Genomic DNA, 22,426 nt, shown 5'->3' on the forward strand with positions numbered 1-22,426 from the left:
CAGGCTGCGGCCGCGGCGGACTCAAGCTCGCCCACCCCGCCTGGGCCGCCACCCCCGCTCGCATTGGAGTTTTTTGTGTGGTTACAGGCGACTTTTTGCATGCTTATGGGGTTGCACGGCTATGCGCGCGGCGTCACTAGCCGATTGCGGTTCAGTCCTCGGGCAGTAATTGCGGATTCCACGCGATCTCCCACAGGTGGCCATCCGGGTCCTGGAAGTAGCCCGCGTAGCCTCCCCAAAAAGTGTCCTGGGCCGGCTTTACGATAATCGCGCCGGCATTCCGGGCCTGCTCCATGACAAGATCGACTTCCTCTTTGGACGAGACGTTATGCCCAAGAGCGAACTCGGTAGCGCTTGGGCTACCCAGCGGAATTCCTGAGTCGTGGGAAAGGCTCGCGCGAGGCCAGATGGCAAGCATCACCCCCGCCTGCAGCTCAAAGAAGGCCACGGCGCCATGCTCGAACTCTTCGCCAATAATTCCCTTGGTTGCCAGGCCCAGGCCGTCGCGATAGAACCGAAGCGATCGATCCAGATCATCAACGCCAATGGTTATGACTGTAACTCGTGGTTTCATGACATGCCTCGTCAGGAAAATCCTAAATTACCATACCCCTGCCGATTTGGCTGCCAGCTTCTGGCTGCACAGAAGATCACGTTCGCGTCAAATACGCCGGCGCCTTCGCATGCGACTTACTTGTTCACCTGTTCGACGGCGGCGTGGTCGAACTGATACCACGCGGCCATGGGATCGAGGTCGTCCATGCTGAAGCGAAGGCGGCCGGCATCGATGCGCACACGAAGATTGCGGTATTTGACAAGGTAATGTATCGCGACGATTGCCGCGGCAAAGCCCGCGACGGCGCCTATGCCCAGCGCCCAGCGAGGGCCGAAGGCATCAGCCACCCAACCGACAATGGGCGCACCGATGGGTGTGCAGCCCAGGGCTATGGCTAGGCGAATCGCCATGACGCGCCCGCGCATGGCGGGGTCGGTCGAAAGCTGCACCAGGCTGTTCGTTGACGTGTTGAAGGTCAGTGCAGACATCCCGATGATAATGAGAGCGAGGCCGAAGAGCCAGTAGTTGGGCATGACCGCGGCCAGAGCCAGGCCAAGGCCGAAGACTGCCGCGCCGGAGAACAAATGCACGATATGCGGTTTCGCCCGCCTGGCGGCAAGCAGCGCGCCGGCAACCGTTCCGATCGCCATGGTCGATGTCAGCAGCCCATACTGGCTCGCTCCTCCGTGGAAGACGGTGACCGACATGGTTGAAATGAAGATTGGGAAGTTCATTCCAAACGTGCCGATGAGGAAGAGCATGAGAAGGACGACTTTCAGATCGGGACGCTTCCATACATAACGGAAGCCTTCGGCGAAGCTTCCCCGCGTCCGGACAGCCCGGGTGCTCTGATGAAGTTCATCAATGCGCAGGAAACCCAGCGAGCAGAGCACAGCGACAAACGAGGCTGCATTGATAAGGAATACCCATCCGGATCCCACGACGGCGATGAGGACACCGGCGACAGCCGGACCGATCATCCGCGCAGCGTTGAACGATGTGGAGTTCAGCGCCACGGCATTCGACAGGTCGGCCTCGCCGACAAGATCCGAGACAAATGTCTGGCGCGCCGGAGAATCGAATGCCGTGACGCAGCCAAGCAAAAATGCAAACACATAAACATGCCATAACTGAATGAGCCCGGCGATGGTAAGAATACCCAGCCCAAAAGCAAGCGTCCCCATGGCTGCCTGCGTACCGATCAGGAGTTTGCGCCGATCGAAATGATCGGCCGCAAAACCGGTCAGGGGCAGCAAGAGAAGATGAGGCCCGAACTGGAGCGCCATGACCACGCCCACGGCCGTCGCATTGTTATGCGACAACTGGGTGAGCACAAGCCAATCCTGGGCGGTGCGCTGCATCCATGTTCCCACATTGGATATGATCGCCCCGCCGGCCCATACCCGGTAGTTGAAGATGGCTAGCGAACGGAAGGTGCTGTTCATTTGTTCAAGCGAAACAGTTCGATCAGGAATCGGCGAAGCGTTTGAGCAGTTCGATGGCGCGTGCCAGTTCTTTCTGCTCTTCCAACGCAAACTTTGTCCGGATGGTGCGAAACAGCCAGTCCTCGCGCGCTACCCGGCCGGCCTTGATTCTTTCCCGACAAGCGGCAGTAAGAGACAAGACGGTTTGCCGCCCATCGGTCGGGTCCGGTGCGCCGCTTACCAGCCCGGCCGCCTTCAGTACAGAAAGAGTTTCACCCATCGATTGCGGGCGCACACCCTCTGCCCGCGCCAGGCTTGTCACCGTCGCGCAACCTTCGCGCTCCAGCCTGCGCACTACTTGTATCTGGGACCACGTGAAATCTCCCAGATGCGCCTCTTCACGCAGCCGCCGCTTGAGCGTGCTGACCAGCACGCGTAGTTCTTCGGCCACAGCCAAGGCGCGCGCGACGTCGGGGTCGCTGTGCTGCTCGCTCATCTCAGGGATTTCATCTTAATATGAAGGAAACCTTTGTAGTTTACCTTCAAATAGGGCTTGACACCACTTTGCCGACCGCGAGGTGCATAAATACCCTATCCGCTATGCGCCAACCAGCCGATGCAGCGCGGCGATGATGGCGGCCGTGTCGCCATCCTTCGTACTCAACGCCACATACGCATCCGGACGAATCAGGTAGACGTGGCCAGCCTCGTAGCCGGAAGCAACTCCCGCGCCGGCAGCGGTGGCGACGGATTGCAGCACGCCGGGCAGGTTTACGCCGGTCGCGGCAACGGAGAGCACCGCGAACTTCCCGGTGGCGAGTATGTCATGCAGCCGCGAGGCCCCGCCTCCAGGAACCGTCAGAGGAAGATCGGGCGCGCGTTCGCCTGGCGCCGGGTGTCTTGCCGCGCTCTGCGGCGTCAGAGTCAGGGGGCTGTCGTGATAGTGCAGATCCATCTCGGTCAGCTGGTCCACCATCCGCTGGCGCAGCATCGGAACGCGGCCCAGGGCGCTCACGGCAAGATTGCGAGCCTTCTGCAGGACAGGGTTGCTCAAGATGGCAAGCTTCGTCAATCTGCCGGCGTTGCGCAGGACCTGATCCCCGACAGCGCTGCGCTCCGGAGAATAGCTGTCAAGCAATACAGGCCTGGCCTGCCGATGCCAGACCATGGCAAGCTTCCAGGCCAAGTTGAAAGCGTCCTGCATTCCGGTGTTCATACCCTGGCCGCCCGCCGGGCTATGGACATGCGCCGCGTCGCCGCAAAGAAATACCCGGCCGCATCGGTAGTCCTTGACCTTGCGTTCGTTGATACGAAAGCGGCTCATCCACACTGCGTCATGCGCCCGCAGCCCGGGCGGCCCCCGGCGGTCAAGCAGTTGCTGGACTTCTTCCAGCGTTAGCGGCGATGCGTCGGCCGCAGGCGCCAGGCCCACATCGGCAATGATGCGGAACCGCGCCCCCTTGATCGGAACGAACAGGAGGACACCGGAAGGCGTCCAGCAAATCGTCAACTCATCCTGCGAAATCTTGCCGTCGAGCTCGACATCCGCCAGCATCCAGCCCGACGGCAAGGTATCGCCCTCGAACTGGGCTTCCAGCCCATGCCGGACAGTGCTGTGCGCGCCGTCGCAGGCAGCAAGATAGGAGGAATTCACCGTTTCGTCGTGCCCGTCGGCATGGCGCAGAACCGCGCCGACGCCGTCCCCGGTATCGTTAAAGGAGATGAGTTCGACGCACCGCTCCACACGGACACCGGTCAAAGCCAGCTGCTCTTCCAGCAAGCGCTCGGTGTCGCTCTGCGGAAGCATCAAGGCATAGGCATACGCGCTGCGAGCGGTGTCCAGGCGTACATGCACCAACATGTTTTGTTGGGCGAAGATGCGCGCGCCAACGGCTTTCATGCCGGCGTCCAAAAATGGTTGTACGCAACCCTGTATGTCCAGCATTTCGAGTGTTCGCGGCCACAGTACCAGCGCCTTCGACTTGTCGGTGCGCGCCGCCGCCTTATCGACGATACGCACCTCGACACCCCGGTGCTTGAGTGCCATCGCCATCGCCAGCCCTACAGGACCCGCCCCTACGATCAATACTGGTTCGTTCATTCTAAGCATCCTGAGTTGATTTGTGATTAGAAGAGTCTGTGCCGCGGCAGGTCCGGGCAAATAATAACATCAGCGTCTTTGGCGGCCATGCAATAGGCGACGATTCGGCGACTCATCGGTATACACTTCAACCTTCCCCTAAACATACCGATGCGGACAAGCGCCCCATGGCTCATAGATACGGCTTACTGATCGTCGGCATATTGCTTGCCGGGTCGGCGCCGCCCATTGCAAGCGCGGCAAGCTTCGACTGCGGCAAGGCCAGAACCTCTTTCGAAAAAGCAGTCTGCGCGGATCCGCAGCTGTCGGCCCAGGACACAGCCATGGCGCGGCGCTACAACGCCGCCCTGCCCCTACTTTCCGCCCCGGGGCAGGCGATCCTGCGCACCGGCCAGAAAGAGTGGCTCAAAATGGTGCAGGCCTTGTGCCTCGACAACAAAAGAAAGGAAAGTCCCGTCACCTGCCTGCGGCAGCAGTACGCCGACCGGCTTGACGATTTGCGCACTGCGGCCGTGGCCATCGGCCCTTTCGTGTTCAGCCGGGATGATCATTACGCGTCGATCGCAAGACAGGAGCCTGGCGGCAAGCCCCTGGAGCAGCATACGGGCCTGCCACGAATCGACCATCCGCTTTCGCCGCAAGCCGAACAATGGAATGCCGCGATAGTGCGGTTTGCGGCAGAGGCTCGAGCGAACTGGTGTTTTGCAGACCCAAGCCTGCCCAGCGACCAGTTTGTCCGCTTCAAGATTGAATCGGCCACACCCGATTTCATCAATGTCAAGATGCTGCACCATGAGCAATGCGACCGGGCCGCAGGCTCCGAGGATATGCGCAATATCTCCTACCTGCTCAAGCCTGGCCTGCATCGCCTCGAGGCGGCGGATCTGTTCAAACCGGATAGCGGATGGGAGTCCTTTTTGAGCACGCGCGCCACTCAAGTGCTGGGCGCCGATGATGCCATTGTCTTCAATGAAGGTATCAGCAAGGCCGTACGCGACCCAGTATCGTGGTCCTTCACCAGGCCCGGCCTTCTTGTCTCGTTCAACCCAGGCGAGGCGGGAGCGATGGCCTCCGGCATTCTGGAAGTGACCATACCCTGGGCCGATCTGCGGCGCTTCCTTGCGGACCATGCCCTTCAAAAGACCCGAGGCTTCGAGGCCGGCTAGGACCGCGGCTTTACGGACGCAGAACCTTTACGCACGCCGCCGCCTGTTTCGCGCGTTTGCGGGCTCCGTCGATATTCGTGTCGTAGGCCAGGGCTACACCCATGCGCCTGCGCAAGAAACTCTCGGGCTTGCCGAACAGGCGCAGATCGGTTTGCGGTACACGCAGCGCCTCTTGCACGCCATCGAAAGCCACGCCATGCGCATCGACGCCGCCATAGATGACGGCACTGGCGCCGGGACTTCTCAATGCCGTATCGACGGGCAGGCCAAGAATGGCGCGCGCGTGCAGCTCAAATTCGCTTTGCCACTGCGAGATCATGGTTACCAGCCCGGTATCGTGCGGGCGCGGGCTGACCTCGCTGAACCAGACATCCTCGTTCTTGATGAACAGCTCGACGCCGAATACGCCTTGCCCACCCAGATTGTCGGTAACGGCCTTGGCGACATGCCGGGCCTTCTCCAAAGCGGCCGGACTCATGGGATGAGGCTGCCAGCTTTCGATATAGTCGCCTGCGGCCTGCAAATGACCTATGGGTTCGCAGAAATGGGTTTCCACCTGCCCATCGGCGCCGAGGGCGCGCACCGTCAGCAGGGTGATTTCGTAGTCGAAATCGATGAAACCTTCCACAATAATGCGGCCATGGCTGACACGGCCTCCGGCCATGGCGTATTCCCAGGCCGGCCGCACCTGATCGGGGCTGTCGATTTTGCTCTGGCCCTTGCCGGAACTGCTCATTACCGGTTTGACGACGCAGGGATAGCCGATGCCGCCGTCGATGGCGGCCTGCAGCTCTTCCAGCGAATCGCAGAATTTATAAGGACTGGTAGGCAGGCCCAGGGTCTCGGCGGACAGGCGCCGTATGCCTTCGCGATCCATCGTCAAACGCGCCGCGCGTGCGGTAGGAATAACACGGGCAAGGCCGGCGGCTTCCAGTTCCTCGAGCGCCTGGGTGGCAATGGCCTCGATTTCAGGAACGACCAGATCGGGCTTCTCGGCTTCTATCAGCGCCTTCAACTGTGCTGGGTCGCTCATGGTGATGGTGCGGGCGTGGTGGGCGACCTGCTGGCCGGGAGAGTCGGCATAGCGGTCAACCGCAATGGTTTCCACACCCAGGCGCTGCAAGGCAATGATGACTTCCTTGCCCAGCTCGCCGGAGCCAAGCAGCATCACTCTCGTGGCGCCAGGGGACAATGGGGTTCCGATAGTGCTCATAGTAGGATCTTCGGGCAAAGTAAGGATATGAATTGTAAATGCCCGGCGCCGGTTGCGCGGGAAAGCCGGGCACCGGCGCGATCGGCGTCAGTCCTGGCGGCTGGTGACTTCGAGCAGATGATAACCAAACTGGGTTTTCACAGGACCTTGCACCACGTTGAGCGGTGCGCTGAATACAACGGTATCGAATTCCTTGACCATTTGGCCAGGGCCGAACGAACCCAGGTTGCCGCCGTCGCGGCTGGAGGGGCAACTGGAGTTCTCTTTAGCGACCTGTGCGAAATCGGCACCGCCTTCAATAGCGGTTTTGAGTTCATTGCACTTCGCTTCGGTGGAAACCAGGATATGACGGGCAGTGGCTTGGGCCATGAGTATTACTCCTTCTAAATGAGTCGAACAGAATACCTCAATCGGAGATTTGCTGCGCGGCCTGAAACGGCTGGGCCGGCCTCGGGAAACCGAACTCTCAACCAATCCTGGAGTGCCTCTCACGACAAAAACACTTCTTCCGCTTATTTGCCACGCACGTGATCGAGCAGGCGCCGATCGCGTTTCGTCGGGCGTCCAGCGACGATTTCATGGGCAGGCTCGGGGGCAAGACGTCTCATCTCGGCAGCACGCTCGCGGGCGCTTACGCTTTCCGGCGTTTCCTCATAAAGCAGACGTGCCACCAGAGCCGGACCCCGTACACTGCTCACCGCGCACACGCGCACCTGAAGCGGAGGGTCTTCTTTGCGAACGCTTACAAGATCGCCCACCGCAACTTCACGCGCGGGCTTGGCGGGCTGGCCATTCACGAGCGCCCTGCCTTTGCCAATTTCCTCCGCCGCCAAGCTGCGGGTTTTGTAAAAGCGAGCCGCCCACAGCCATTTGTCGAGTCGAACCTTGTCCGCCATGCGAACTCCCCTTGCCTGCCTTATTGAGGAATACATGATAACTGGGACGCCGGGCCGGCCAGGCATCGACCCCGGCCAATGATGCAAAAAACACCGACAAAGCGCAATGTCAAATATTCCAGCGATCCGCGATGGCAGCCAAACGCTGCCGCAATGCGTCGAATTCCTCCGACAAGCGCCACGTCAGTGACACATAGCCAGCTAGCTGTGGCGGCATTGAATCCATTGCCATCTCAGGCGCCGCGGTGTCGCTCGGCCTCAAGCGGGCAATCGTGCCGAACTTCAGCGCGCGGGACATGCCGAGCAGCATGTCCCGCAAGCGATGGTTCTCGCCTCCAAAATGATGCTGGATGAATGCCTGCGCGCTTTCATCCTCGACGCGGGGGCGCGTGGCGGCAAGCACCTCCAGAAGGCTGAGGCAGATTCGCAAGCTGTGCTGGATCTCCTCAAGCTGCGCCGTCGAGACCCCGGTCTCTCGAGCGACGGATGGCATCAGCGAGCGTAGCTGTACCAGCAGAGTTCCTTGCAAAATCATGGCCCGCTGCAGCTCCGCCATGTCGAGGGACGCCTGGGTGGCGATCACGGTGTACGTCTTTGCACAGCCGCGCAGGATATCCGCCAGCGTGTAACGCCACGAATACGTGGCATGCAGCGGCAAGGCAAAGGAGAACAGCAATGCAATCGCAATTCCTATCAGCACATCCACCGCGCGCCATAGCCCATCGGCCATCGCGCTGTCGCCATGACCGGCAACGATCAGGATGGTGATTGCGGAAAGCAAGGCAATATAGCCTCCTTTGCCGATCGCGTGATACGCGCAAAAGCCGCAAGCAATCACGATCAGCAGGGAGCTAAGCCAGGGAATCTGAAAATAGGCCTGCTGCAGAATCACCGCCAGGCCCACCCCTGCCCCGATTACCGTCCCAAGGGCGCGCTCCGCGGCCTTGCGCCGAATATTGCCATGATGCTGCAGGCCGCCGATGACAACCAGCAATGTAATGGACGCCCACTCCCCATGAGGCAGGTTTATGCCTGTAGTCAACACCATGGATGTCAGGAGTCCAAGCGCGACCCTGACAGCATGAATCAGAGTCGCGTGACGGTAACGGCGAGCAGGATCCTGCAGCGGGCGGAGCAGGCCCTGCCATAGCAACTGAACGCGCGAAACTAGCGGAATGGCCATAAACAAGCACAAAAACCGGAAATTGCAATGACAAACGCTTGCCCCGTGGAAACCGCCTGGGGCTGTACCAGTCTACAACAGACGGCTACGGCCGTCTCGCGCCGCGTACACTCTCTTATTCGAAGGCCGCCGCCGCGCGCCCGATGCGATCATTCACCGCCTGCCACAGCGCATTGCGGGGCGGCCGCTCCACCAGGATGCGGTTATACGCAGCTGCGTCGAGGCGTCGCAGCAGCGCATACAAATCGCGCGCATAGGCCTGCGGATCGGCAGGCGTCAAGTACCAGTCCACGCGTGGATACGCCGCCTGCCCAGGACGTTGGAAAGCCACCACCGCGACACGCTCCGCATCGCCCGCATGACGCTCCAGATACCCAACCAGAGCCTCCAGGGACAACAAGTGCAAAGGCGTACGAGGCGCGTAATGCGCCTTCAAGGAACCCGACACCCGCGGTGCACCGGCATCTGGCCGAGCAGGCTCAGCCCCCAGCACGGCCGCAATCTGGGCCGAAGAAATATGCCCCGGCCGCAACAGAACCGGGCCCATGCCTTGATCGAGCCGCGACACATCCACGATCGTCGACTCGATCCCCACCTCGGACGGCCCGCCTTCAAGCACCAGCATCTCGGCATCGCCAAGCTCCGCAAATTCACTGCGCACATGCGCCGCCAGAGTCGGCGAAACCTGGCCGAACTTATTGGCCGAAGGCCCCGCCACTCCGCCCTGCCCGCTGGGCTTCAACGCGGCAAACTCACGCAGCAAGGCTTGCGCCACGGGATGCGATGGGCAGCGCAAGCCCACACTGTCCTGGCCTCCGCTGACCGCGGCCGGCACATGATCGGCCCGCGGCAATATCAGCGTCAAAGGCCCGGGCCAGAACGCCTGTATCAAGGCGCGAGCCTCGGCTGGAATAGCCCGGGCCCAATAATCCAGATCCGCCTCCGGCGACACATGGACAATGACCGGGTGACTGGATGGCCGTCCCTTGGCAGCGTAGATCCGCGCAATAGCGTCGGGGTTCTCGGCATCGCCCCCCAGGCCATAAACCGTTTCCGTCGGAAACGCGACCAGACCGCCCGCGGCCAGGCGCTCCGCGGCCAGGCGCAATGCTCGCGCCATATCGGCAGGATTGGACATCGTCATTACTTGAAAGAAATATGAAGTACGGCCGCGACAGCCGCGGCGGCCTCGCGCACGGCATCGAACGTGGGCGCCACCAGATTGATGTGACCCATCTTGCGCCCGCGCCGGGCCTCTGCCTTGCCGTACAAGTGCAATTTGGCGTTCGGCGTGCCCAGTACAGCGGCCCAATCGGGCTCTCGCTTCCGGCCGCTGGCGGGATCGAACCAGACATCGCCCAGGATGTTCAGCATAATGGCCGGGCATAAGCTGTCGGTACTGCCCAGCGGCAAACCGGCCATGACGCGAACCTGCTGTTCGAACTGGCTCGTCACACAGGCATCCATCGTGTAATGGCCGCTATTATGTGGACGCGGGGCGATCTCGTTGGCCACCAGGCTTCCATCCTGCAAGACAAAGAACTCCACGCACAGCACACCGTAATAATCCAGGCCATGCGCTATCGCCAGGGCGGCTTCAGCGGCCCGCTCGTGCAATGCGGACTCGGCCGCGGCGAATCCGGCCGCCACCGTCGAGACGGCCAGAATACCTTCGCGATGCTCATTGCTGGCCGGCGGATACGCTACCGCCCGGCCGTCGAAACCGCGCGCCAGCACCACGGAAAACTCCGACTTCAGCGGCATCAGGGCTTCCAGCACACAAGCCGTTCCCCCAAACGAGGCAAAGGCCTCCAGAGCCTGCTCGGGGCTGCCGACGCGTGCCTGGCCCTTGCCGTCATAACCCAGCCGAGCCACTTTAAGTATTCCGGGAAACAGGGCCGCCGGCGCGGACAAAATATCCTTGGCGCCGTGTATCGCAGCATAAGGGGCGAGCGGCACGCCTATTTTTCCGATAAAGGCTTTTTCCTGGATGCGGTCCTGCACAATAGCCACGGCCTGAGCCGACGGACTGACCCTGGAGCGCGTAGCCAGTCTTTCCAGGCTAAGCGCCGGAACGTTCTCGAACTCGGTGGAAATCGCCGGGCAGCGCTCCGACAGACGGGCCAGACCGGCTTCATCGTCGTACGCGGCCTGAATATGCAGGTCGGCCACGGCACCCGCCGGACACTGCGCAACAGGATCCAGCACCGCCACCTTGTATCCCATGCTCTGGGCGGCTTGACAGAACATCCGCCCCAACTGCCCTCCCCCAATCATGCCCAGCCAGCCTCCTGGCGCAATCGGATCGGAAAGGGAAACAGCAGTCTTGGCCATAATCGGGAAAATTAAAAAATTAAAAATAAAAAAACCGGCATGCGCGCATGTTCCGGCCGCTGCTCAAGCCATGCGCCGCATGCAAGACATGGCGCCACCTTGATAGCGCAGCCGCCCGGTCCTATAGGGTTACATGCGGGGGCACCGTCATGGCCTGTGCGGCCTCGGTTTGCCGGGTGCGGAATTCTTGCAGCTTCTTGCGCAAATCGGAATCGGTCGTAGCCAGGCAGGCAACCACATGCAGGGCGGCATTCGCGGCGCCCGCTTCGCCGATGGCGAATGTGGCTACCGGTATGCCCCTGGGCATCTGCACGATGGAAAGCAGAGAATCCTGGCCCTGCAAATACTTGGACGGAACCGGCACGCCGAATACCGGTACCGGCGTCAACGCCGCCATCATGCCGGGCAAATGCGCCGCGCCGCCCGCGCCCGCGATAATCGCACGCAGGCCGCGCTCGGTCGCCGAAGCGCCGTATTCGACCATTTGATGCGGCATGCGATGAGCCGACACAACGTGCAGCTCGTGCGGCACGCCAAACTCTTCAAGCACGGCGGCAGCCTGTTTCATTACGTCCCAATCGCTGGATGATCCCATGATGATGCCCACCAGAGGACTGGCATTGGATTCGGTCAAAGATTTCATAGTGAAGTCGGCCATAACAATACTCCAGGGAGAGCGGCAAATTTTACCGTGCGGCGAAGGAAGCAGCGGTTACGAGCTGCATCCCCCCGTTACAGCTCAGACATGGAAGCCCGCCTATGCCGTCAGGCGCGTCATGGCTTCGCGATACTTGGCCGCTGTTTTTTCAAGCACATCGGCGGGCAGGCGGGGCGCCGGCGGGGTTTTATCCCACACCTGGGTCTCGAGCCAATCGCGTACAAACTGCTTGTCGAACGAGGGAGGGCTGATGCCGACAGCGTACTCGGATGCCGGCCAAAAGCGCGACGAATCCGGCGTCAGGACCTCATCCATCAGATGCAGCTGGCCTTGCCCATCGAGCCCGAACTCGAATTTTGTGTCGGCAATGATAATGCCTTTGCCCGCTGCAAAATCAGCCGCTTCGGAATACAGCCTGAGCGTTACGTCGCGGATTCTTTCAGCCAGCGCCGCACCGACTTCACGCACCACATGATCGAAATCGACGTTCTCGTCGTGCGAGCCGAACTCGGCCTTGGCCGCCGGGGTGAAGATGGGCCGAGGCAGCTTGCCGGCCTGCCGCATGCCCGCCGGCAGGGCGATGCCGCAGATCGATCCGCCGGCCTGGTAGTCCTTCCAGCCCGAACCGATCAGATAGCCGCGGGCGACCGCCTCGACCAGGATGGGCTTGAGGCGCTTTACCACCACCGCCCGGCCACGCACCTGCTCGCGCTCGGAGGGAGCGACGACATCTTCGGGAGCAATGCCCGTTGAATGATTGGGCAACACGTGCGCCAGCTTTTTCAGCCAGAACTCGGTCAGCTCGGTCAGCACCTGGCCCTTGCCCGGGATGGGATCGTCAAGAATGACGTCGAAGGCCGAAATGCGGTCGGTCGCGACGATGAGCAGCTTGTCTTCGCCAACGGCATACATATCGCGCACTTTGCCGCGCCCCAGCAAAGGGAGGGAGTCGATAGATGATTGATGTAGTGCTTGCACCACGATTTGTCCTTAGATCGAAAACACAACGCCCGACGAGCCTGTCGGGCGCCATTCATGCATTCAGGAAAACACGGCGCCTGAGGAACGTTCGGGCACCATGCTTTCCTGGCCGGCCAGACGCTTACTGAACCACTTGGGCCAGCTTGCCCGAGGCATATTGCTGGGCAATTTGAGACAGGGCAACCGGCTTGATCTTGCTGGCATTACCGGCTGTGCCGAACTCGGCATAGCGCTGTTTGCAAATCAGCTTCGCAGCCTGGCGTGCCGGCTTCAGATATTCGCGCGGATCGAACTTGGCCGGGTTTTCGGCCATGAAACGCCGAATTGCGCCGGTCATTGCCAAGCGTATATCGGTATCGATATTGACTTTGCGCACGCCGAACTTGATGGCTTCCTGGATTTCTTCAACAGGCACGCCATAGGTTTCTTTCATGTCGCCGCCGAACTCGCGAATCTCGGCGAGCAGGTCTTGCGGCACGCTGGAACTGCCATGCATGACCAGGTGCGTATTGGGCAGGCGGTGATGGATTTCCTTGATGCGGGAAATCGACAAAATGTCGCCGGTGGGCTTGCGCGTGAACTTGTAGGCGCCGTGGCTGGTGCCAATCGCAATCGCCAGCGCATCGAGCTGAGTGTGGCGCACGAAATCGGCCGCCTGCTCGGGATCGGTCAGCAATTGATCCATGGTCAGCTTGCCATCCGCGCCATGGCCGTCTTCCTTGTCGCCCTGCATGGTTTCCAGGGAGCCCAGGCAGCCAAGTTCTCCTTCAACGGTAACGCCCAGCTTATGAGCCATTTCGACCACGCGGCGCGTGACATCACGGTTGTAATCGTAGTCGGCAATGGATTTGCCGTCTTCTTTCAGGGAACCGTCCATCATGACGCTGGAAAAACCCAGCTCGATAGCCCCCTGGCAAATCGCGGGGGACTGGCCGTGATCCTGGTGCATGACGACCGGGATATGCGGAAACGACTCGACGGCCGCCTGGATCAGGTACTTCAGAAAGCCTTCGCCGGCGTATTTGCGGGCGCCCGCCGAGGCCTGCATGATGACCGGGCTGTCGGTCTCATCGGCCGCTTCCATGATTGCCTGAACCTGTTCCAGGTTATTGACGTTAAAAGCGGGAATACCATAACCGTTTTCAGCAGCATGATCGAGCAACTGACGCATGGAAACTAGGGCCATGACTAGACCTCCTGAATGCAGAATAAATTAGGGACAGGCGTCATTTTACGAGGGAATAGGATTAATTGCTTAAAGCCGCGCCTCACCGCTGCGGCCCAGTACGAGGGCGTAGCGCCGACTTGGGCCGGAACGCCTTGACGATCTGTTCGCGGGTTTCGATATACGGCCCGCCGATCAGGTCGATGCAATACGGCACGGCCGCAAAAATGCCGGCCACCCGCGTTTTGCCCTCGGCGTCTTTCAATCCTTCGAGCGTTTCCTTGATAGCCTTGGGTTGGCCGGGAAGATTGATGATCAGCGCCGCGTGTTCCGGCGTTTCGCGAATTACAGCCACCTGGCGCGACAAAATGGCCGTGGGCACGAATGCAAGGCTGACCTGGCGCATTTGCTCGCCGAAACCCGGCATTTCCTTGGTCGCCACCGCCAGGGTGGCCTCGGGCGTGACATCGCGCCGCGCCGGGCCCGTGCCGCCCGTGGTCAGCACCAGATCGCAGCCCAGTTCGTCGACCAGATGAATCAGCGCCGCGGAGATCTGTTCGGTTTCATCGGGAACCAGGCGCGTGGCGAACTGGCACTTGCCCAATACGGCCGATTCAAGCCAAGCCTGCAATGCCGGCAGGCCCTGGTCCTGGTAGACGCCGCTGGAAGCCCGGTCGGATATGGATACCAACCCGACCAGCAATTCATCGGGATGGCCACGCACAAGACGCTGTTGTTCAGACATATTGTTCCTGAGAAAAACGGGCGACCACAAGAGCCGCCCCTGCAAACACCCATGCCGCCGGCCTTCCCCTCCATAGGGCCGCCCCTGTAAAAACCAACGGCGTCGGCCCCTCGCTCCGTAGATACCGTCTTTGGGTATCAATAAGATTCAGTGCAGGGAATGGCACTTGCGGCACCCGATTTACACACAGCGGCCGCCGTCGACCTCCAGGCACGCACCGGTGACAAAAGCCGCCTCGTCGGACGCAAAATACAGGGCCGCATTGGCAATGTCCTGGGGCGTGGAAAATCGCCCCATCGGAATACCCGCCAGAAACCGCTCGCGATTGGCGGGCGTATCGGGCATGCCCATGAAATCTTCAACCAGGCCGGTGGCGCCGATAACGGGATTGACGCAATTGACACGGATATTGTCTTTGCCGAGTTCGGCCGCCATCGCTTTGCTGGCCGTTACGACCGCACCTTTGGTGCTGTTGTACCAGACCAGCCCGGGGCGCGGGCGGATCGCGGCCGTCGAGGCAATATTGACGAAAGAGCCGCCGCCGTGCCCACGGAAATAAGGCACCATATGCTTGGCAGTCCAGAAAATGCTTTTGACATTGACGTTGAACACCCGGTCGAACTCCTGCTCGGTGATATCGAGCAAAGGCTTGTTCTTGTGCGTAGTACCGGCGTTATTGACCACGCAATGCAATGCGCCGAAAGCCTTGAGCGTTTCTTCCAGCAAGTTTGCCACACTGGCCCCGTCGGCCACATCGGCCGCCGCGAATACGGCATCGCCGCCAGCCTGGCGTATCTGTTCGAGCACGGCCCGGCCATGCTCTTCGTGAATATCCGCTACCACCACACGCGCGCCCTCGCGCGCGAAGGTATGCGCGATACCGGCGCCAAAACCCGAGCCCGCCCCTGTCACTATTGCCACTTTTCCTTCCAAACGCATGCCTGCTTCCCTCGATATGTATTAGTGTTTGATCGCTATGGTCTTGACCGTGGTAAATCCATAGAGGGCCTCGAAGCCCTTTTCACGACCGAAACCCGATTGTCCGGTACCGCCGAAGGGCAGTTCCACCCCGCCGCCCGCACCGTAATTATTGACAAAAACCTGCCCGGCCCGTACCTGGCGCGCCATCCGCATCTGGCGCGCGCCATCTTGCGTCCAGACGCCGGCCACCAGGCCAAACGGCGTATTGTTGGCCAGGCGCAGCGCGTCGGCTTCATGCTCGAACGAAATGGCCGCCAGCACCGGGCCGAAAATCTCTTCCTGAGCCAAGCGATGATCAGGCGGCACATTGCTCAACAGCACCGGCGGCTGATAAAACCCACTGGCAGGGGCCGAGGCTTCAAGCGTGCCGCGCGCCGCAACCGTGATCGCCGCCGCGTCGGCCTCATCCAGAAAGCCTCGCACGCGCGCCAGTTGTTTGGCGCTGATCAGCGGCCCGCAATCCAGATTTTCACCGGCCGGCCCGGTGCGAGTACACGCAAAGAGTTCGGACAGGCGCTCGATCAGCGTCGAGTACAAGGGACGCTGGATCAGCAAACGGCTGCCGGCCGAACACGTCTGGCCGGCGTTTTGCACTATGGCATTGAGAAGGACGGGCAAGGCCGCATCGATATCGGCATCGGCAAAAACGATCTGCGGCGACTTGCCGCCCAGTTCCAGCGTAACCGGGGCAAAATGCCCGGCGGCAGCCTGGGCCACTTGCTTGCCGGTTTGGGGCGAGCCTGTAAACGAAATATGATCGATACCCGGATGAGCCGACAGGGCGGCTCCCGCCTCGGCGCCCAAACCGGTACAGATATTCAGCGCCCCGGCGGGCAGGCCGACATCCAGCGCGATTTGCGCCAGCTCCAGCAAGGACACGCAAGCGTCTTCGGCCGGTTTGACCACGCAGGCATTGCCGGCGGCCAAAGCGGCCCCCACGCTGCGGCCGAAAATCTGCAGGGGGTAATTCCACGGGATGATATGCCCGGTTACGCCATGCGGCTCGCGTAGGGTCAAGACGGTGTAATCCTGGGGATACGGAATCGTCGAGCCGTGCAGCTTGTCCACCGCCCCGCCGTAAAACTCGAAATAGCGCGCCACGGCGGCCGCGTCGGCCCGGGCCTGTTTAAGCGGCTTGCCAGTGTCTCTGGATTCGATTTGCGCCAATTGCTCCTGGCGATCCTGCAGCGCCACACTGAAGCGCAACAGCAGGCGGCTGCGTTCGGCCGGAGGCATTTTCCCCCAGACGCCTTCGCTGGCTGCCCGCGCAGCCAGCACAGCGGCATCGATATCGGCCTCGCGCGAACGGGCAATCGTGGAAAAAGCCTGGCCATCGGAAGGATCGATAACGGGCAGGGTTTCGCCGCTCTGCGCACTTACCCAGCGATTGGCAATGAAATTTTGGTACGTCATGAGTCTTGTCTCTTGAATAAGTATTCACAAAGCGCGGCATTCTGTGCCGGCTTTGCTTGCCGTGTGCGCAGTATTGTCCGCGCTGCGGGTCCATCTGAAAACCGAACTAAAATGTAGTTTATCAGTATCGCCTCGTCTCACCCTGCACGGCGGGCAATATCGTCGCGGCCCACTCTGGAACAGTGCACGGATACATTCTCAAGGAAAAAAATGGCAGGTAAACGCGTTTTACTGGCCGGTGCCGGCGACCTGTGCCTGCGCGCCGCGCAATTGCTGCTGAAACAAGGAGATGCGGTCTGGGGCCTGCGACGCCATCCTCCCAAAGATTCGCTTTCCGGCATACAGTGGCTGGCCGGCGACCTGACAGAAGACCTGGACTGCCTGCCCGCCGACCTCAGCCACGTCATTTACGCCCCTACGCCCGATCGCCGCAACGAAGCCGCCTACAGGGCCGTTTTCATGCAAGGCTTGCAGCATCTGCTCGCCGCCCTGAACCACCAGACACTGCAACGATTCCTGTTCATTTCGTCCAGCGCCGTCTACGGCCCCGATGAGCAGGCCTGGGTCGATGAGGCCACGCCGCCCGATCCCCGCGGTTTTAATGGCGAGGTACTGATGGAAGCCGAACGCTGGCTGGCTGCCGAAGTACCCTGCGCCATCCGTTTTCGCCTTGCCGGCCTGTACGGCCCGGGCCGCGTGGCACTGCTCGAACGCCTGAGGCTGGGCAAGGTCACGGTGCCGCGACAGGCCGCGCACTGGGCCAACCGCTTTCATATCGACGACGCGGCGCGCGCCTCGGTGCATCTGCTTGAACTGGATCGGCCCGAGTCCTGTTATATAGGCGCCGACAACCGCCCGCACAAAATCGACGAACTGTACGATGCCCTGGCCCGCATGCTCGATGCCGGGCTGCCGCCCGACGCTCCCATGTCAGAGGAAGTAGGCAGCAAACGCCTGAGCAACGCACGTCTGCGGGCCAGCGGCTTCGAACCCGCCTGGCCCGATGCCATCGAAGGCTACCGCGCCCTGATCAGCCGGCGCGCGCCCATGTAGAACGGACGGATTCGCACGGTGAAAAACGGGTGGGCCCCGCCCTGCCGCCCGCGAGGCGCGGACTTATACAGCCTTATCCGGCCGCTCTTTCTTCCAGGATTTGTACCGCCGGCAAAGGCTTGCCTTCCAGGAACTCAAGGAACGCGCCGCCGCCCGTCGAGATATAGCCCACTTTATCCGCGATATGGAACTTGGCTATGGCCGCCAGCGTATCGCCGCCGCCCGCGATCGAAAATCCGGCCGATTCGGCTACCGCTCTGGCCACGCCCTGCGTACCCTTGGCAAAAGCCTCGAGTTCGAAAACACCGACTGGGCCGTTCCAGACTATGGTTCCCGCATTCCTGATAATTTCGGCCAGCTGCCCGGTTGTTGCAGGCCCTATGTCAAGAATCAGATCGTCGTCGGCCACTCGATCGGCCGGCTTGACGCTGGCGTGGGCATCGGCGCCAAACGACTTCGCGCACACCACATCGACCGGAATCGGCACGGCGGCGCCGCGTTTTTTCATCAGGTCGATTACGGCCCGAGCCTGCCCAAGCTGATCGGGCTCGGCCAGCGATTTGCCGATATTCAACCCCGCGGCCAGCATGAACGTGTTGGCGATCCCTCCGCCCACCACCAATTGATCCACCTTCTCGGCCAGCGATTGCAGAATCGACAGCTTGGTCGATACTTTCGAGCCGCCGACAATCGCCACCAGGGGGCGCTTGGGTTCATGCAGGGCGCGCGCCAGGGCGACAAGTTCCGCCTCCAGCAACGGGCCCGCGCAGGCGATGGGCGCAAAACGCGCGATGCCATGAGTCGTGGCCTCGGCCCGATGCGCCGTGCCGAAGGCATCGTTGACATACACATCGCACAAGGCCGCCATTTTTCTGGCCAGGGCCTCATCGTTCTTTTTCTCGCCGACATTGCAGCGGCAGTTTTCGAGCAACACAAGCTGCCCGGCCTGGACCCGCACGCCGTCAACCCAGTTCTGCACCAGAGTAACCGGTGTTTCCAGCAGCTTGGAAAGACGCACGGCAACCGGCGCCAGTGTATCCGCGGCGGCGACCGTCCCTTCCTGGGGCCGCCCCAGATGCGAGGTGACCATCACCGCGGCGCCGGCATCCAGCGCCATGCGTATAGCCGGAACCGATGCGCGTATGCGCGTGTCTTCGGTGATTTCGCCCGACTCGTTGAAGGGCACGTTCAGATCGGAGCGGATGAATACCCGCTTGCCCGCCAGCGCGCCGGATTGAGCCAAAGAAGCAAGAGTTTTAACTGTAGACATAAAGAAGCACCAAACCAAGGTAACGGATATGGCAAGGGCGGGTCGCCCCGCCCTTGCATTGATGGCAGACTGCCTATTTGGCCGACATCAAGGCCACCGTGGTATCCAGCATGCGATTGGAGAAACCCCATTCGTTGTCATACCAGGACGAGACCTTGACCAGCGAGCCGGATACTTTGGTCAGGCCCGCGTCGACGGAACTGGACGCCGGATTATGGTTGAAATCCACCGACACCAGCGGCTCGGTGCTGTACTCGAGTATGCCCTTGAGCGGCCCTTGCTCGGATGCGGCCTTGAGAATACCGTTGACTTCGTCCACTGAAGTTTCACGCGATGCCACAAAAGACAAATCGACGAGAGACACATTGATGGTCGGAACACGAATCGCATAACCGTCGAGCTTGCCATTGAGTTCGGGCAGAACCAGGCCAACCGCCGCGGCGGCGCCGGTTTTGGTTGGAATCATGCTCATGGTGGCGGAACGGGCGCGCCGCAGGTCCTCGTGGTACACATCGGTCAGAACCTGATCGTTGGTATAGGAGTGAATGGTGGTCATCAGGCCAGTCACAAGGCCAAGCTTCTGGTGCAAGGGCTGAACCAGGGGAGCCAGGCAGTTGGTGGTGCACGACGCGTTGGAAATGACCGTATCGCTGGCCTTCAAAACGCCGTGGTTGACGCCGTAGACGATGGTGGCGTCGACATCCTTGCCGCCGGGAGCCGAAATAATGACTTTCTTGGCGCCGCCCTTGATATGCGCGCTGGCCTTTTCCTTGCTGGTGAAAAAGCCGGTGCATTCAAGCACGACATCCACACCCAAATCGCCCCAGGGCAGTTCGGCGGGATTGCGTTGGGCCAGCACACGGATCTTGTCGCCGTTGACCACCATGAAATCGCCGTCGACCGTTACCGTGCCGGGAAATTTGCCGTGGGCCGTATCGTATTGCGTCAGGTGGGCATTGGTCTTGGGCGCACCCAAATCGTTGATGGCCACGATTTCAATATCGTGCTTTTTGCCGTCTTCGTAGTGCGCACGCAGAATATTGCGGCCTATACGTCCATACCCGTTAATCGCCACGCGAATTGTCATTGCTGCTCTCCTGTTTTATAAAACCTGTTCGACTGCCGCCGCCACATGCTCGGCAGTCACGCCAAAATGCTTGAATAAAACTCCCGCCGGGGCCGATTCGCCATAGGTGTCCAAGCCCACCACGGCGCCATCCAGCCCCACATATTTGTGCCAGCCTGCGGTGACGCCGGCCTCGACCGCAACCCGCGGCAGGCCTCTGGGCAACACGGCGGCGCGCCAGGCAGCGTCCTGGGCGTCGAACACCTGAGTGCAGGGCATCGACACCACCCGAACCGCTATGCCCTTGGCGGCAAGCTGCTCTTGCGCTCCCAGGGCCAGGGCCACTTCGGAACCGGTGGCAATAATGATGGCTCGGGCCTGGGCCGCATCGCGCAGCACATAGCCGCCACGTGAAATTGCCGCCATGGTTTGGGAGTCGCGCTCGACAAAAGGCAGATTCTGGCGCGATAAAAGCAAGGCACTGGGGCCTCCGTCTTTTACCTGCATGCCCAGGCTGGCCGGCCGCTCAATGGCCTGTACCCAGGCCACGGCCGTTTCGGTCGTGTCGCAGGGGCGCCAAACGTGCAGATTGGGGATCAGGCGCAGGCTGGCCGCATGCTCAACCGATTGATGAGTGGGGCCGTCCTCGCCCAGGCCGATGGAGTCGTGAGTGAACACATGCACGACGCGCTGCTTCATCAGTGCCGCCATGCGCAGGGCATTGCGCGAATAATCGGAAAACGTCAGGAACGTACCGCCAAAAGGCAGGTAACCGCCATGCAGGGCAATGCCATTCATGATGGCCGCCATGCCGAATTCGCGCACCCCATAATTAATGTGGCGCCCGAACTGCAGGCCGTGCGTGGTCGCACGAACCGGCACGACACCTTTCCAGTCGGTGAAATTCGATCCGGTAAGATCGGCCGACCCACCCAGGAACTCGGGCAGAATCGGCGCAAAAGCGGTGATTGCAAGCTGAGATGCCTTACGGCTGGCCACGGTTTCGGCCTTGGCGGCAGTGGCCGCCACAAACGCGCGGGCCTGCTCGGCAAAGTCGGCAGGCAGTTCGCCGGCCAGGCGCCGGCGCAATTCGGACGCCTCGGCGGGAAAAGCGCGGGCGTAGGTATCGAAACAATCTTGCCACGCTGCCTGCAGCGTTGTTCCGCGAGGCTTGCCATCCCAGCGTTGGTAGATATCGGCGGGAATCTCGAATGGCGCATACGGCCAGTCCAGGGCCACTCGCGCGGCGGCGATTTCGTCTTTGCCCAGCGGCGCGCCATGTACCTTCTCGGTACCGGCCGCATTCGGGGCACCCTTGCCTATGACAGTGCGGCAGCAGATCAGGGTGGGGCCCTGCCCCTTGGAGGCCAGTTGTTTGGCCTGGACAATGGCGGCGTCGATGGCCGCCGCATCATGGCCATCGATATGGCGCAGCACGTTCCAGCCATAGCCTTCGAATCGCTTCGGCGTATCGTCGGCAAACCAGTTCTTGACTTCACCGTCTATGGAAATGCCATTGTCGTCGTAGAAGACGATCAGTTTGGACAATTTCAGTGTGCCGGCCAGAGAGCTGACTTCGTGCGAAATCCCCTCCATGAGGCAGCCGTCGCCGACAAAGGCGTAAGTGTGGTGATCGACCACAGCGTGGCCAGGCCGGTTGAATTCCCGCGCCAGCAAAGCCTCCGCCAGGGCCATCCCGACCGCATTGCCCAAACCCTGTCCGAGGGGTCCGGTGGTTGTTTCGACCCCGGCAGTCACCCCCACTTCGGGGTGGCCGGGCGTGCGGGAATGCAATTGCCTGAAGTTTTTAAGCTCTTCTACGGGCAGATCGTAGCCGCTCAGGTGCAGCAGAGAATAAAGCAACATGGACCCGTGCCCGTTCGACAGCACGAAACGATCCCGGCCGGCCCATGCCGGATCGGCAGGGTTATGGCGCAAATGCCGCGTCCACAACACTTCAGCGATATCGGCCATCCCCATCGGAGCCCCGGGATGGCCCGAATTGGCTTGTTGAACGGCATCCATGGCAAGCGCGCGTATGGCATTGGCCAAGGATGAATCTTGGGCGGACGATAGACTCATTAAAAACTCACAAGAGATGACTCAGCCCCGCAGAGCCTGGGTGCAACAATATGGTTTGCAAAGCCCTGGATTTTACCACTGGCCGCACAAGCAGCCTGCCCGCCGGCGTTTTACTCGGCGATCGCGCTTTTCTCCGGCA

General features: G+C 61.1%; 21 protein-coding genes. 2 read left to right on the forward strand and 19 right to left on the reverse strand.

All coding sequences use genetic code 11. The features are described from left to right. Positions 1-151: 151 nt before the first annotated feature. The 4 genes from ACYVIS_RS20580 to ACYVIS_RS20595 form a co-directional block, all read right to left on the reverse strand. The gene (locus tag ACYVIS_RS20580) at positions 152-574 is read right to left on the reverse strand and encodes a VOC family protein (protein WP_460874927.1); all 423 of its coding nucleotides are present in this window, start codon (positions 572-574) and stop codon (positions 152-154) included. A 116-nt stretch (positions 575-690) separates the two neighbouring features. Then, a complete protein-coding gene (locus ACYVIS_RS20585) occupies positions 691-2,001 on the reverse strand; it encodes an MFS transporter (protein ID WP_232740914.1) in 1,311 nt (436 codons plus the stop codon). A gap of 22 nt (positions 2,002-2,023) precedes the next feature. After that, complete coding sequence (locus ACYVIS_RS20590; protein ID WP_232740915.1) at positions 2,024-2,476, reverse strand: MarR family winged helix-turn-helix transcriptional regulator; 453 nt, start codon at positions 2,474-2,476, stop codon at positions 2,024-2,026. Positions 2,477-2,578: 102 nt separating this feature from the next. After that, entirely contained in the window at positions 2,579-4,081 is a 1,503-nt protein-coding gene (locus ACYVIS_RS20595; RefSeq protein ID WP_232740916.1) for an FAD-dependent monooxygenase, read from the reverse strand. Between the two features lie 167 nt (positions 4,082-4,248). Between ACYVIS_RS20595 and ACYVIS_RS20600 the strand changes: the two genes are divergently transcribed. Beyond that, a complete protein-coding gene (locus ACYVIS_RS20600) occupies positions 4,249-5,247 on the forward strand; it encodes a DUF3298 domain-containing protein (RefSeq protein WP_232740917.1) in 999 nt (332 codons plus the stop codon). A gap of 10 nt (positions 5,248-5,257) precedes the next feature. Here the strand turns inward: ACYVIS_RS20600 and purT are convergent, their stop codons facing one another. The 12 genes from purT to ACYVIS_RS20660 all read right to left on the reverse strand — a co-directional run bounded on the left by purT (position 5,258) and on the right by ACYVIS_RS20660 (position 16,816). After that, positions 5,258-6,460 (reverse strand): formate-dependent phosphoribosylglycinamide formyltransferase, encoded by a 1,203-nt coding sequence (gene purT / locus ACYVIS_RS20605; RefSeq protein ID WP_232740918.1) that lies wholly within the window; start codon positions 6,458-6,460, stop codon positions 5,258-5,260. An 87-nt stretch (positions 6,461-6,547) separates the two neighbouring features. Further along, a complete protein-coding gene (locus ACYVIS_RS20610; RefSeq protein ID WP_232740919.1) occupies positions 6,548-6,829 on the reverse strand; it encodes a peptidylprolyl isomerase in 282 nt (93 codons plus the stop codon). Between the two features lie 143 nt (positions 6,830-6,972). Continuing rightward, complete coding sequence (locus tag ACYVIS_RS20615) at positions 6,973-7,356, reverse strand: RNA-binding S4 domain-containing protein (protein WP_460874928.1); 384 nt, start codon at positions 7,354-7,356, stop codon at positions 6,973-6,975. A gap of 109 nt (positions 7,357-7,465) precedes the next feature. Continuing rightward, positions 7,466-8,539, reverse strand: a complete 1,074-nt coding sequence (locus ACYVIS_RS20620) for an FUSC family protein (RefSeq protein ID WP_232740921.1) — start codon at positions 8,537-8,539, stop codon at positions 7,466-7,468. A gap of 115 nt (positions 8,540-8,654) precedes the next feature. Next, the gene (locus tag ACYVIS_RS20625) at positions 8,655-9,683 is read right to left on the reverse strand and encodes an L-threonylcarbamoyladenylate synthase (RefSeq protein WP_460874929.1); all 1,029 of its coding nucleotides are present in this window, start codon (positions 9,681-9,683) and stop codon (positions 8,655-8,657) included. Further along, positions 9,683-10,873: a 5-(carboxyamino)imidazole ribonucleotide synthase gene (locus tag ACYVIS_RS20630; RefSeq protein ID WP_232740923.1), complete on the reverse strand. Its 1,191-nt coding sequence runs from the start codon at positions 10,871-10,873 to the stop codon at positions 9,683-9,685. Before ACYVIS_RS20630 ends, ACYVIS_RS20625 begins: the two co-directional genes overlap by 1 nt. A gap of 121 nt (positions 10,874-10,994) precedes the next feature. Further along, positions 10,995-11,531 carry a 5-(carboxyamino)imidazole ribonucleotide mutase gene (gene purE / locus ACYVIS_RS20635; protein ID WP_370635846.1) on the reverse strand — a complete coding sequence of 179 codons (537 nt, stop codon included), beginning with the start codon at positions 11,529-11,531 and terminating at the stop codon, positions 10,995-10,997. 99 nt (positions 11,532-11,630) lie between these two features. Further along, a complete protein-coding gene (locus ACYVIS_RS20640) occupies positions 11,631-12,512 on the reverse strand; it encodes a phosphoribosylaminoimidazolesuccinocarboxamide synthase (protein WP_232740924.1) in 882 nt (293 codons plus the stop codon). A gap of 121 nt (positions 12,513-12,633) precedes the next feature. Then, entirely contained in the window at positions 12,634-13,698 is a 1,065-nt protein-coding gene (fba, locus tag ACYVIS_RS20645; protein WP_232740925.1) for a class II fructose-bisphosphate aldolase, read from the reverse strand. 82 nt (positions 13,699-13,780) lie between these two features. Further along, the gene (gene mog, locus ACYVIS_RS20650; RefSeq protein ID WP_460874930.1) at positions 13,781-14,422 is read right to left on the reverse strand and encodes a molybdopterin adenylyltransferase; all 642 of its coding nucleotides are present in this window, start codon (positions 14,420-14,422) and stop codon (positions 13,781-13,783) included. Between the two features lie 180 nt (positions 14,423-14,602). Beyond that, the gene (locus ACYVIS_RS20655; RefSeq protein ID WP_232740927.1) at positions 14,603-15,361 is read right to left on the reverse strand and encodes an SDR family oxidoreductase; all 759 of its coding nucleotides are present in this window, start codon (positions 15,359-15,361) and stop codon (positions 14,603-14,605) included. Between the two features lie 21 nt (positions 15,362-15,382). Then, the gene (locus ACYVIS_RS20660) at positions 15,383-16,816 is read right to left on the reverse strand and encodes an aldehyde dehydrogenase family protein (RefSeq protein WP_232740928.1); all 1,434 of its coding nucleotides are present in this window, start codon (positions 16,814-16,816) and stop codon (positions 15,383-15,385) included. Positions 16,817-17,026: 210 nt separating this feature from the next. Between ACYVIS_RS20660 and ACYVIS_RS20665 the strand changes: the two genes are divergently transcribed. Next, entirely contained in the window at positions 17,027-17,869 is an 843-nt protein-coding gene (locus ACYVIS_RS20665) for an NAD-dependent epimerase/dehydratase family protein (protein ID WP_232740929.1), read from the forward strand. 73 nt (positions 17,870-17,942) lie between these two features. Here ACYVIS_RS20665 and ACYVIS_RS20670 read toward each other — a convergent pair whose 3' ends face one another. From ACYVIS_RS20670 to tkt, 3 genes are all read right to left on the reverse strand, one after another. Then, the gene (locus ACYVIS_RS20670) at positions 17,943-19,139 is read right to left on the reverse strand and encodes a phosphoglycerate kinase (protein WP_460874931.1); all 1,197 of its coding nucleotides are present in this window, start codon (positions 19,137-19,139) and stop codon (positions 17,943-17,945) included. 73 nt (positions 19,140-19,212) lie between these two features. After that, complete coding sequence (gene gap / locus ACYVIS_RS20675; protein ID WP_232740931.1) at positions 19,213-20,226, reverse strand: type I glyceraldehyde-3-phosphate dehydrogenase; 1,014 nt, start codon at positions 20,224-20,226, stop codon at positions 19,213-19,215. Positions 20,227-20,241: 15 nt separating this feature from the next. Beyond that, positions 20,242-22,287, reverse strand: a complete 2,046-nt coding sequence (tkt, locus tag ACYVIS_RS20680) for a transketolase (RefSeq protein WP_460874932.1) — start codon at positions 22,285-22,287, stop codon at positions 20,242-20,244. Positions 22,288-22,426 lie beyond the last annotated feature (139 nt).

The organism is Paralcaligenes ginsengisoli (genome assembly GCF_054781135.1).